The organism is Vallitalea maricola, assembly GCF_036985595.1.
In the GTDB taxonomy this organism is placed as follows: Bacteria; Bacillota; Clostridia; order Lachnospirales; family Vallitaleaceae; genus Vallitalea; species Vallitalea maricola.
Genome location: NZ_BTPU01000040.1, coordinates 20,952 through 35,105, shown reverse-complemented (window position 1 = coordinate 35,105; position 14,154 = coordinate 20,952). Strand labels below are relative to the sequence as shown.

The following is a 14,154-nucleotide window of genomic DNA, read 5'->3' as shown; positions in this document are numbered from 1 at the left end:
AAATATAATTTTTACCATACTATTTTACACCTCATGAAGTGTCGCTTTTGATGTCGGAAATAGTTGCAGACCATCTAAAAGATAGACAACAAATAAAGATATATGATCCAACGAGTGGATCGGGTTCATTACTTATAAATATTGGACATAGTGTTGCTAAGCATATGGATAACGAAAATAATATTAGATATTATGCTCAGGAATTGAAACAAAATACTTATAACCTTACACGAATGAATTTGGTTATGCGTGGGATTTCACCGAATAATATAGTAACACGTAATGGTGACACATTAGAAAATGATTGGCCATTTTTTGATGAGAATGATCCAATCAACTCATATAATCCACTTTACGTTGATGCGGTTGTTTCCAATCCACCGTACTCGCAAAAATGGGACTCAAGTAATAAAGAAACAGATTCTCGATATGCAAGATTTGGTCTTGCACCTAATTCAAAGGCAGATTATGCTTTTCTCTTACATGATTTGTTTCATATTAAACCAGACGGCATTATGACTATTGTTCTACCTCATGGTGTTCTTTTTCGTGGCGGGGAAGAAGGTAGTATCCGTGAAAAGTTAGTAGAATGGAATCATATTGATGCAATTATAGGACTTCCACCTAATATATTTTTTGGGACAGGTATACCAACAATCATAATGGTATTAAAACAAAAGAGAGAGAACACAGATGTATTATTTGTAGATGCATCAAAGGGATTTGTTAAGGTTGGAAAGAACAATAAACTTAGGGCTTCTGATATAAAAAGAATAGTTGATACTGTTGTTAGCAGAAAAACTATTTCAAAATATTCAAAAAAGGTCAAGAGGACAGAAATACGTGAAAATGAGTATAATCTTAATATACCAAGATATGTCGATTCTTCTGAGCCTGCTGAAAGCTGGGATATATATGCGTCAATGTTTGGGGGTATTCCAGAAAAAGAAATTGATGAACTTGAAATGTATTGGGAAGCGTTTTTAGAGTTAAAGGAAGCTCTATTTTCTTCAAGTTTAACAGGGAATGCAGAGCTAAAAGTAGAGGATGCTAAAGAGACAATCAAAGAGCATCCCAGTGTTAAAAAATTCATGGAGGATTTTAAGATTTCCTTTGAGGATTTTAATACTTATCTTGAGAATGAATTGTTAATAAATATGGAATCAGTGAATATTGCTAAAGAAGAAACAATACTAAGCGAGGATATATTTAAACGTTTAGAAAGCATACCGTTGATAGATAAATATGAAGCATATCAATTACTTGATAATGAGTGGATTACATTAGCTGTGGATTTAGAAATCATTCAAACAGAAGGATTTTCTGTCACAAGAAAAGTCAATCCAAACATGGTTATTAAAAAGAAAAAAGGAAAGGAACAAGAAGTACAGGAGGGATGGATTGGTCATATTATGCCTTTTGAACTTGTTCAAGAAACTTATTTGAAAGATGAGCTGGATAAGTTAAGAAAGAAAGAAAGTAGGCTCTTAGAGATATCAACAGAATTTGAAGGAATTCTTGATTCGCTATCTGAAGAAGAAAAGGAACTAGAGACAGTCAATGAAGCAAAAAATGGATTTGTAACAAAAGCTATTGCTAAAGAAGTCAAGGAGATTAAAACTAATATTAAAAAAGGAAATACAGTTGAACAGGATTCATATGAAGATAAAATACTAAAAGTTGAAAAGTTAATTTTTGAAGAAAAAAGATTGAAGGCGGAAATAAAGAAAGAATCAGCTGAATTACATCTATTAACAAAAGATACAATAGAAAAACTAACAGATAACCAAGTTTATGAACTACTTGAACTAAAATGGATTAGACCACTTGTAACATCTTTAAATAATTTGCCAGAGATAGTTATTAATAAACTATCAGATAAGGTTAAAAAACTTTCGGAAAAATATGCCACAACGTATTCAGATATAGCGAAGGAAATAAGTGAAACGGAAAATATATTAGCCTCTCTTATTGATGAACTTGTTGGAGATGAAGACGATATGAAAGGTCTCAGTGAGTTTAAATCATTGTTAAAGGGTGAGTAGTATGGCTGATAAGAATAGAAAACCAGAGATTCGTTTTGAAGGTTTTTATGATGATTGGGAAGAGTGTAAGGTTGAGAAACTATGCTCAATATCGACAGGAAAGAGCAATACTCAAGATAATGTTTCTGATGGAAAATATCGTTTTTATGTTAGATCACCAATTATCGAACATAGTAATAGATATATTTATGATCAAGAAGCTGTACTTACTGTTGGCGATGGAGTAGGCACTGGAAAGGTATTTCATTATGTAAATGGTAAGTATGACCTACATCAAAGAGTATACCAAATGTATGATTTTAACGGGGTTCTGGGCAAATATTTCTATTACAACTTCTCGCTGAATTTTTATGAGAGAGTTATGTCAATGACTGCTAAAACATCTGTTGACTCTGTGAGATTAGAAATGATTTCAAAGATGGATATGTGTTTTCCTGAAATCGAAGAACAAAAGAGGATAATATCATTACTAGAAAATTTAGACAAAATAATAACCCTTCATCAGCGCAAGCATAAAAAAATATTAAGCATCAAAAAGGCTATGTTAAACAAAATGTTTCCTGAAAAGAATAATGATATTCCTGAGATACGATTTAAAGGACATACTGATGTTTGGGAACAGCGTGAGTTTGGAAAATGTGTTTTAATTCAGCGTGGTGGATCTCCTAGACCAATTGAAGATTTTATAATAAATGATGTAAATGGCATTAATTGGATTAAAATTGGTGATGTTGCAAAAGGGTCTAGATATATTACTTCTACTAAGGAAAAAATAAAGCTTGAAGGCGAAAAAAAATCACGTAGAGTTTTTATAGGAGATTTAATATTATCGAACTCAATGAGTTTTGGTAGACCCTATATAATGCAGGTAGATGGTTGTATTCACGATGGTTGGTTATTGATTCGTGATAAGAAAAAAATGTTCGACATAGAATATTTACTACAGATGCTTTCGTCTGATTATATGTTAGACCAGTATAAGTCATTAGCATCTGGTGGAGTTGTAAATAATCTTAATAGTGAGTTAGTACAATCTACAACAGTACTCCTTCCAGAGATTACAGAACAAGAGAAAATAGGAGAACTCTTTAAACAAATTGACAATCTTATTACCCTTCATGAGAATCAACTAGATAAATTAAAAAATATAAAAGAATCATGTCTTGAAAAAATGTTTGTTTAAGTATTTTCAAAGCATATAAAAAGCATATCAGTAAAGGAGTAATAGAATTATGACTTTTACAAAAGAAGCAGATTTTGAACAAGCCTTTATAGAGATACTCTCACAAAAAGGCTGGGAAAAAGAAGTTCTAAAATATCCTACAGAAAAAGATTTACTTAAAAACTGGGCAAAGATTCTCTTCGATAATAATCGAGGGAGAGATAGATTGAATGACTATCCATTAACAGATGGAGAGATGCAGCAGATTTTGGAACAGATTACTAATTTAAGAACACCGCTGAAGCTAAATGGGTTTATTAATGGTAAGACAGTGTCTATTACAAGGGACAATCCAGACGACACTTTGCATTTTGGAAGAGAAATTAGTCTGAAAATATATGATCGTAGAGAGATAGCCGCTGGACAAAGCAGATATCAGATTGTAAGACAGCCTAAGTTTAAGAGTAAATCGAAGATATTGAATGATCGACGTGGTGATATCATGCTGTTGATTAACGGCATGCCTGTTATGCATGTTGAAATGAAAAGGAATGGCGTACCAGTTAGTCAGGCGTATAACCAGATAGAAAAATATTCGGATGAAGGTATCTTTACAGGACTCTTTTCATTAATTCAGATATTTATTGCGATGACTCCTGATGAGACTGTTTATTTTTCAAATCCTGGACCTGACGGAAAGTTTGATAAGAATTTCTATTTTAACTGGGCAGATTTTAATAACGAGCCTATAAATCATTGGAAAGATATTGCTTCATCTTTACTTTCTATCCCAATGGCACACCAATTAATTGGATTTTATACAGTAGCAGATGATTCTGATGGTATTCTTAAGGTCATGCGTAGTTATCAATATTATGCTGCCAATGCTATATCTGACCGAGTTTCAAAGATTGATTGGAAGGGTGAAAATCTACTTGGTGGTTATGTTTGGCATACGACAGGCTCTGGAAAGACAATGACAAGCTTCAAATCAGCTCAGTTAATTGCAAACTCAAAAGATGCAGATAAAGTAATTTTCCTAATGGATAGAATTGAACTAGGTACTCAGTCATTACAAGAATATAGAGGCTTTGCTGAAGAAAATGAAGATGTACAAGCAACTGAAAACACAGGCATTTTAATTACCAAGCTAAAAAGTATAAATCCATCGGATACTTTGATTGTGACATCTATTCAAAAAATGAGCAATATAAAAGATGAACAAGAAGGAATTAATGCAGAAGATATTGAGCTTATGAATTCAAAACGAATTGTGTTCATTGTTGATGAAGCTCATCGGTCAACCTTTGGTGGGATGTTAAGAATTATTAAAAAAACATTTCCATATGCAATATTTTTTGGATTTACAGGAACACCTATTAAGGATGAAAATCAAAAGAAACTGAATACCACCCTTACTGTATTTGGAGATGAGCTTCATAGATATAGTATTGCAGATGGTATACGTGATAAAAACGTACTTGGCTTTGACCCTTACAAAATGCTAACTTATAAAGACAGAGATGTAAGACGAAAGGTTGCCTTATGGTTAGCAAAGGCAAAAACAGAGGAAGAAGCTGTTAGTGATGCCAAAAAGAGCAGAGTATATTATAAATATATGGATTCCTCGAGAGTGGAAATGGCAGGATATATTGATCGGGATGGTAAATATGTTAAAGGAATTGAAGATTATCTGCCAAAATCTCAGTATAACCGAATTGAACATCGTCAAATAGTAGCAAAAGATATAATAGAAAATTGGATACAGTTAAGTCATAATAGTAAATTCCATGCAATATTCGCAACGGACAGCATACTAGAAGCAATAGCGTACTATCGATTAATAAAAGAAATGAAACCACAACTAAAAGTTACTGCTCTGTTTGATCCCAATATTGATAATGATGGGAATGTTAAATTTAAAGAGGATGGACTGGTTGAAATAATCACTGACTATAATAATTTATATGGACAGAAATTTACGCTGAAAAACCATTCTAAGTTCAAGAAAGATATTGCAGCAAGACTTGCACATAAGAAGCCGTATATTCGATTAGAGAGAACTCCCGAAAAACAAATAGATTTGCTGATTGTCGTTGACCAAATGCTTACGGGTTTTGATTCAAAATGGATAAATACATTGTATATGGATAAGATACTTAGATATGAAAACATTATTCAAGCATTTTCACGAACGAATCGTCTATTTGGACCAGAAAAACCTTTTGGAACGATTAGATATTACAGGTATCCTCATTCAATGGAACAAAACATTGATGAAGCAGTAAAACTATATTCAGGAGATAAGCCAATTGAACTATTTTCTCAAAGACTTGGAGATAATTTGAAGAAAATGAATGGGATTTATGATGACATTGTTGATTTGTTTCACAATGCTGGTATCATGAATTTTGAAAAACTGCCAGATGATAATTCAGAACGTGGTAAGTTTTCTAAGCTTTTTAAGAAGCTGAATGATTATTTAGAAGCAAGTAAAATTCAGGGATTTAAATGGAGTAAGTATAGATATGAGTTTAGTAATGGCAGGGGTAAACGAAAATCTGTAGTAGAGATGAAGTTTGATGAAAACACTTACCTAATATTAGCACTACGTTATAAAGAACTATTTAATTGTGGCGGTGGTGGTGGCTCAGACAGTATTCCTTTTGAAATTGATGGGTATTTAACTGAGATTGATACCGACGTCATTGATGCAGATTACATGAATTCTAGGTTTGATAAATTCCTGAAGACACTTAATGGTGAAGAGGGAAATAATGGCTTAATTCAGCAGACATTAGATGAACTTCACAAATCATTTGCTTCCTTAAGTCAAGAGGAACAAAAGTATGCTACTATATTTTTACATGATATACAAAGCGGGAATGTGGATTTTGAAGATAATAAAACATTTAGAGAGTACATAACGCAATACCAATTAAAAGCTAAGAATGCAGAGATTGATGATATTGCAGAAGTGTTAGGCGTTGATAAAAACATGCTAAGAAATATGATGACTTCTCATTTGACAAAAACAAACCTTAATGAGTATGGACGTTTTGATGCTCTTAAAAACACTGTTGATAAAGAAAAAGCAAAAGTCTATTTTGAAAAAATTGAGGGTGTAACTATTCCAGCTTATAAAGTAAATATTAAAGCCCATAACCTGCTTAAGAGATTTGTCTTAGTTGGAGGATTTGAGATAGAATTGCCAAGTGATGATTAAATTTATATTCAGAGCTATTTGTAGATGAAATACGAAGAACCATTTTGCCATTGCCAGCAAGATGGTTCTTCGTATTTTATAATCAGTATGAAAGCCATATACAACATGCAGAAGGACAGTGAATTATAAATTTATTGTTTGAGTACAGAAAATGAAAGTTAGTAAAATATTTACTAAATGTTTTTGTGAGAAAAATAATTTTTCAGCCTTAATATTCTAAGTAAGTAAATTTAAAAAAATGTATAAAAAAGAGTTTTATTGATTTTTTATTATGCAAAATAAATCGGTAATAGTTGATTTGAGCATATGAAACTACAGATGGGAAGATTAAATAATTAATAAATATTACTGAATTTATGGGGAATTATAGACTAATTTTGTCAAATATATAGAGTAAAACGAAAAAAATATTGACAAACCATATGAAATTTAGTAAAATAATTACTATAATATAATTAAAAATTTAGTGGAGGTAAGGTATATGAAAAAGATTTTTGTATCAATAATGGTTTTGACGCTAATGGTTTCATTAATTGGGTGTTCACCAAAAGAAAAGAATTCTACAAATGGTGATAAAACAGAAAAAACTGTAGTATCAGAAATTAAAGTTTGGATACCTGGAGATGAAGCGGAATATCCTTTTTTTTATAATATGTTTAGAGCATATGAAGAAAAAAATGCAAATGTAAAATTTAAGATTGAACAACAACCCTGGGGGGATTATTGGACTAAATTACCAATTGAATTAGATGCAGGAACAGGTCCAGATATGTTCATGTCTCATACAGCATATGCCAATTTATTGGTGCCTAATTCAAGAGAATTACCTTTTGAAGTAAGTGAACTTAGCAATATCAAAGATGCCGGTCTTTTTGTTGGTGAAACTGGAAAGCCAGTATTTGTTCCATTAGTATTTTATGGAGCAGTTATGTACTTAAATGAGGATCATTGGAATGATGCTGGTTTAACTGACGCAGATATACCAAAGACATGGGATGAGCTAGAGGACGTAGCTCAGAAATTAACAGTTGTCGATAATGGTAAAATTGTACGAGCTGGTATTGATGTAAGTACTTGGTATACTATGGCAGACTTGATGTATCAACAAGGTCAAGGCTTAGCTGATGATGAAGGAAAAACAACGATTGATTCAGAAGCAGGTAAAAATGCTTTAGAGATGATGCAGAAGTGGGAAAAGGAATTAAAAATCAGTGATTATACTTTAGGTAATGGTTCTCCAGAGGACTCGTTTATTAAAGGTAAATCATCCATTATATATGGTCATGCTTGGATGCATAAATGGTTTAATACTGCTAATGAAGAGTTGAAATTCAAAGCATTCCCAATTCCAACAGTGAGTGAAGATAGTCCAGTCGTTACACGTGCTGATATGGAGCTTAGCTTTGGAATCGGTAAAAAAGTTGATGATGAAAAATATGATATATTAGTTGATTTCACTAAGTTTGTACTTGATAATGATGAGATTATGTTAAGTATATCTAACGGTTTTAGTGGTGTTTCATCAAGAACAGATTTAGCAGATAAAGGTGAAGAATCTTCAACCATTGATGCAATAAAAGTTCAAATGCCTAGGATGATACCTATGGTATTACCTGGTGAGTACGAAACAGTGATTAAGCAAACTATGCAAGATGTTCTTATTAACGATTACAACATAGAAGAGGCGCTAAAAAATGGAGTAGAAAATCTGAAAAATACGGATTTAAGTAGCGTCAAGAAATTGGAGAATGAATATAAGGATACTGATCAATTAAAATAGTATGATATAGGCTTTTATATAACAGGGGCTGACATCTGACAGCTCCTGTTTCTAAAAGTATAATTCATACTCTCATAAATGAAGGAACAGTGAGGTGGAATTGGTGATTACGAGCAAGAAAAAAATATCGTCACAGAAATTAATCATAATATTAGCAGTTGTTCTCATGGTAGGCTTCTACAGCGTATTTTTCTTTTGGCCTATTATATATGCATTTATAGGTAGTTTAGCAAATTGGAATCCTTTAAAGAATACTTTTGATTTTATAGGTATAGAGAATTATAAAACTCTTTTTTCCAGTAAACTCTTTTACAAATCTTTGACAAACACACTTTATTTTGTTGCTGTAGTCGTTACATGTAGAGTTGTATTAGGCTTTATCATTGCACTAGGTCTTAATTCAATTAATAAATTCAAAGGTTTATTAAGGGGTTTGTATTTTCTTCCTGTTATTATGCCTATTGTTGCAGTCGCTCTTGTTTGGAAATGGTTATATGACCCTAATATCGGATTATTTCAAACGATATTGGCGGCTTTTGGTATAACTGATGTAAAGTTTCTATTCGATGAAAAATTAGCTCTACCATCAGTTATGCTGATGACAATTTGGAAGGATGTAGGTTATGCTGTCATTATTTTCTTGGCCGGATTGATGGATGTGTCCAAAACAATACTTGAAGCAGCAAAGATTGATGGTGCTAATGCACTTCAGACGTTACTTCATATTATCATACCATCTGTTAAATCCACTATTATATTTGTTTTAATTACATCTATGATTTCATACTTCCAATCATTTACACAGATATTTATTATGACAAAAGGTGGACCTGGAACAACTACACATGTATTGATGTATTTGATTTATGGGGAAGCGTTTAAAAATTATCGTTTTGGTTATGCTTCATCCATAACCTTTGTATTATTCGCTATTATTTTAGTCATAACCTTTATACAGTTTAAAGTGTTGAAAGGAGGAGAAAGAGAGTGAAAAGTAAACGTATTCTCGTGTATGTATTATTATTTATAGGAGGAATAACCATGTTAATACCTTTTATTTGGTTAATGCTATCATCCTTCAAAACGAATAGTGAAATAATTGGCTATCCTCCGACTTTCTTTCCCGAAAAGTTTACATTTATGCATTACATAAATATCAATGAAAAATTTAACGTTGGCCGTTTTTTCGCTAACTCAATCTATTTATCAACTGTAAAGACAGTCATCGCTGTTTATACAAGCTTGCTTTGTGGATACGTTCTTGCTAAGTTTCAATTTAAGGGAAAAAAGATATTGTTTGGAATTGTATTATTTTCCATGATGATACCTTATATTATTACTGTTATCCCTTTATATGATATGATAACAAGTTTTGGTTGGAAAGATAAATACATTGCAATCATTGCACCTACTATGCTATCAAGTTTTGGTATTTTCATGATGCGTCAGTATATTATGAACGGTGTGCCTGATGAATTACTAGAAGCAGCTCGTATGGATGGAGCAGGAGAATTTAGAATTTTTCATACGATGGTTATACCATTATGTATTAATATGATATCCGCTCTCTCTATTTTCTTGTTTTTATGGAACTGGGAAGATTTCTTATGGCCTTATTTAGTACTCAATTCACAAGAGAAATTTCCACTAGCTGTTGCATTGAATATGTTTTCAGGTAAAAATACGACGAATTTTGGCGGCTTATTTGCAACATCTGCTGTAACTATCATACCAGTAGTAGCGGTGTATTTCTTTTTCCAAAAAAGATTTATTGAAGGGATATCCATGTCAGGAATCAAATAAGATATTAGTATAATAATTATGCAATTATCTCAAGTAACACATTAATATATAAATCATGTAAATAATGCAATAGGAGTGGCAATTATGATATTAAGTGATTGGAAAAATTTAAATGTTTTACATAGGAAAAGACTAGATGCAAGAGCTTATTTTTCTAGTAGACATTATACTATAGATGATAACATTATTAGCTTGAACGGTGATTGGAAATTCAAATTTATGGATTCTCCAATGCGGATTAAAGAAGATTATTATGCTAAACCATACGAATACGATCATTGGGATGACATAGAAGTACCTTCATGTTGGCAGATTAAGGGATATGGACAGATGCACTACACGGACATGTACTATCAATTTCCTGTGGATCCACCTCGTGTTCCAGATATGAATCCTACGGGTATCTATAAGCGCTCTTTTAATCTAATTGATGCTATTATGGATGAAAGGATGCTATTAAGATTCTATGGCGTTGATAGTGCTTTTCATGTTTATATCAATAATACATTCGTAGGATATAGTCAAGGAAGTAGAATGATTAGTGAATTTGATATTTCTCATGCTGTTGTTAGTGGGGATAATGAAATTACAGTCATCGTCTATAAATGGTCAGATGGTACTTATTTAGAAGATCAAGATATGTGGTGGCTAAGCGGAATCTTTCGTGATGTAGAGATTGAGATTGTACCACAGGTATCCATATGGGATTATAAATTAATTACAACATTTGATGATGCGTATAAGGATGCTCGTGTAAAGATTAATGTGAAAGTAGACAACAAAACCAAGGAAATAATACAAAGCTATACTGCTTTGATTACAATAGAAGATAAAGGACGGGAGCTATTAAATAAGGTAATACCTATTTCTGACATTCAACCAGATGATGTAACAGAAATTATATTAGAAGATATTGTAAAAGAACCAAAACAGTGGAATGCTGAAGAACCTCATCTCCACATGCTGAGAATTAAGTTAATGAATCCTAGTGGTGAAATCATTCAAGAAATTGTAGATGAAATTGGTTTTCGTCAAATAGATATAAAAGATGGTTTAATTTGCATTAACGGTAAGCGTATTATGTTTCGTGGTGTGAATAGGCATGATTTTAATACCTATACTGGTAGGACTGTATCAAAAGAGGACATGGAAACAGATGTGTTAATGATGAAGCAGAATAACATTAATGCTGTTCGTACAGCCCACTATCCTAATATGCCTTATTTCTATAAGCTTTGTGATAAATACGGTTTATATGTCATTGACGAAGCAGACTTAGAATGTCATGGCTTTGAATTGACAACAAATTATAAATGGATTACAGCAGATAAGGATTGGGAAGACGCCTATGTAGAGCGTGGTATAAGGTTTGTAGAACGTGATAAAAATAGACCATCCGTTATTATGTGGTCATTAGGTAATGAATCCGAGTTTGGCTCTAACTTTGTTGCTATGGCAAACGCAATAAAAGACTTAGACTCGTCAAGACTTGTTCATTATGAAGGCGATAAAAATGTAGAGGTTTCAGATGTTTACAGTACTATGTATACTAATATTGAGAATCTGGAGCATATAGGAAGAGATGTTGATAATACCAAGCCACATATCCTATGTGAATATGCTCATGCTATGGGAAATGGACCTGGAGCGCTAAAAGATTATCAAGAAGTGTTTGAAAAGTATGATCGTTTACATGGAGGATTTGTTTGGGAATGGATTGATCATGGTATTGCAGCTTATGATGAAGAAGAAAGAGTGTTTTATAAATATGGAGGGGATTACAAGGATAATCCTCATAATAGTAATTTTAATCTTGATGGCTTACTCTTTCCAGATAGAACACCATCACCAGGCTTGTTTGAATTCAAAAAGGTGATTGAGCCGATTAAGATTGAGTCGGTTGATTTGGAAAAGGGAATTTTTCAAGTTTGGAATAAGTATAATTTTATCACATTAGATAACTATACCATAAAATGGTCCATTGTATATGATGATGATATATATATAAGTGACTCTATTAAAGTAAATAATCTTCAGCCTAATGAAAAAGAAATTATTCAGATTAATTATATGAGACCTAATGAAATAGAATACAACACACCTTATTATATTAATTTTGAAGTGGTGTATGAAGAGCCACCTGTTTGGGCTACAGACAATCAAATTGTGGCAGATGCTCAATTTGATCTAGGGTGGGAAAAAATATATAAAGCATCTAATACCAGTGTTAATACGATGAGAGTTGAAGAATCTCATGATGAATTAGTCATCATGGGTCAGGATTTTAAAGTAGCTTTTGATAAGGTCATAGGCAGGTTAATGATGTATAGCTATAGAGATAAAGTTATTATTAAAGAAGGACCCAAGCTTAATTTTTGGAGAGCACCAATTGATAATGATATGTATACCATTAAGGAATGGAAGGAGAAATATCAACTTAATCTTTTGAAAGAGTTTTCTAAAGGACTACAATGGGATAAAGAAGATAATTATATAAAGATTATCTCTCCTGTTATTGTAGGTGCACCTAATCAAGAGTGGTTCTATAAAGCTATGTATGAGTATAAAATATATGCAGATGGTGAAATAGACTTAAGAGTTCATGGTAAACCCCATGACCCAAATGGTGTTATGATAACCATGTTACCTAAGATTGGTTTAACGCTTATTATGAATAAGGATTTTGAACAAGTTAAATGGTTAGGTAGAGGCCCTGGTGAAAACTATCCGGATAGTAAGGAAAGTAGTAAGATGGGTGTTTACGATAGTTCTATCAACGGCTTATACACGCCTTATCCATTCCCACAGGAAAATGGTAATCGTGGAGATATGGTATGGGTTTCTCTATACAATGCAGAAACCATGGTCCTATTTAAAGGAAATAAGCCATTGAATTTTAGTGCAAGCTATTATACAGATGAAGATTTAGATAAAGCAAAACATATCAATGAATTACAAAAGCAGGATGCTATTGTGATGGATATTGATTATGTTCAAAATGGGTTGGGCAGTAATAGTTGTGGACCTATACAATTACCAAAGCATCAATTAAAAGCAATAAGCTTTGACTATCACGTTCGTTTGATGGCTGTACAGCGTAATAATGAATCCATCATACAGAAAGCAAAGCAATTTTAATAGAAATTAAATATTTAACCTAGAGTATTTCATATCAATAATAATTAAGTTTAAAAAACTAATAATGAAATACTCTAGGTGAACTAATTGGAGAGACAATATGATAAAAAAACATAAAGATTTTATCTATGAGGGTATGTTAATTTTTGTTGCAATCATATGGGGGAGTGGATTTATAGCTGCTAAGTTGGCAGTTAATCTAGGGGCTTCTCCATTAACAATATTGGTATTAAGATTTTTTGTGGCTTCATTGTTTATAACGATTATTTTTTGGAAGTCAATTGGAAGGATAAAGAAGAAAGATTTATTTGGTGGAATGTTGACAGGGTTCTTGCTTTATGGTGCGTTTGCATTTCAAACATACGGTATTAAATATACAACACCTTCAAATAATGCATTTTTGACAGCTACTAATGTTGTCATTGTACCTTTTATATATTGGGTTTTTTATAAAAAACGTCCAAAAAACAAGGTATTTGTAGCAGCAATTTTATGTTTGTTGGGTATTGGATTATTAACTCTAAAAGATGAATTTGGTATGAATATAGGTGATATATATACACTTATATGTGCAGTTCTATTTGCAGGTCATATTGTATGTAATGATTATTTTATTCATAGAATGCCTTCCTTGAAGCTTGTGGCACTCCAGATGTATTTTGCCTTCCTGTTTTCAGGATTAATGATTATGGTAATGGAGAATCCTATGCATACATCATTCCAATTAGATGGTAAAGCGATTCTTTTTATTCTTTATCTTGGAATTGTGAGCACTGGAGTAGCTTTTTTGCTTCAAACTATTGCACAGAAAAAAGTAGATGCTAATAAAACAGTTATTTTTTTATCTCTGGAATCTGTTTTTGGAACTTTGTTTTCAATTATCATTTTTCATGAGGTTATTCGTATACAGTTGATATTGGGTGCTATTCTTGTGCTCATAGCTATTATGATTGCTGAGTACGAACCCCGGAGTACGGTGAATAATAAAGAGGCATAAGGA

General features: G+C 32.3%; 7 protein-coding genes and 1 pseudogene. All 8 read left to right on the top strand.

The window, feature by feature from the left end; translation table 11 throughout:
- Positions 1 to 32: 32 nt before the first annotated feature.
- Positions 33 to 2,045, top strand: a pseudogene (locus AACQ14_RS13675) (N-6 DNA methylase); the annotation flags it as partial.
- A 1-nt stretch (position 2,046) separates the two neighbouring features.
- Positions 2,047 to 3,228: a restriction endonuclease subunit S gene (locus AACQ14_RS13670; RefSeq protein ID WP_339364135.1), complete on the top strand. Its 1,182-nt coding sequence runs from the start codon at positions 2,047 to 2,049 to the stop codon at positions 3,226 to 3,228.
- 49 nt (positions 3,229 to 3,277) lie between these two features.
- The gene (locus AACQ14_RS13665) at positions 3,278 to 6,433 is read left to right on the top strand and encodes a type I restriction endonuclease subunit R (protein ID WP_339364134.1); all 3,156 of its coding nucleotides are present in this window, start codon (positions 3,278 to 3,280) and stop codon (positions 6,431 to 6,433) included.
- A 481-nt stretch (positions 6,434 to 6,914) separates the two neighbouring features.
- Complete coding sequence (locus AACQ14_RS13660; protein WP_339364133.1) at positions 6,915 to 8,213, top strand: ABC transporter substrate-binding protein; 1,299 nt, start codon at positions 6,915 to 6,917, stop codon at positions 8,211 to 8,213.
- Positions 8,214 to 8,316: 103 nt separating this feature from the next.
- Positions 8,317 to 9,204 carry a carbohydrate ABC transporter permease gene (locus AACQ14_RS13655; RefSeq protein WP_339364132.1) on the top strand — a complete coding sequence of 296 codons (888 nt, stop codon included), beginning with the start codon at positions 8,317 to 8,319 and terminating at the stop codon, positions 9,202 to 9,204.
- Complete coding sequence (locus tag AACQ14_RS13650; RefSeq protein WP_339364131.1) at positions 9,201 to 10,016, top strand: carbohydrate ABC transporter permease; 816 nt, start codon at positions 9,201 to 9,203, stop codon at positions 10,014 to 10,016. Before AACQ14_RS13655 ends, AACQ14_RS13650 begins: the two co-directional genes overlap by 4 nt.
- Positions 10,017 to 10,100: 84 nt before the next feature.
- Positions 10,101 to 13,154: a glycoside hydrolase family 2 TIM barrel-domain containing protein gene (locus AACQ14_RS13645; RefSeq protein ID WP_339364130.1), complete on the top strand. Its 3,054-nt coding sequence runs from the start codon at positions 10,101 to 10,103 to the stop codon at positions 13,152 to 13,154.
- A gap of 100 nt (positions 13,155 to 13,254) precedes the next feature.
- Positions 13,255 to 14,151 (top strand): DMT family transporter, encoded by an 897-nt coding sequence (locus AACQ14_RS13640; RefSeq protein WP_339364129.1) that lies wholly within the window; start codon positions 13,255 to 13,257, stop codon positions 14,149 to 14,151.
- Positions 14,152 to 14,154 lie beyond the last annotated feature (3 nt).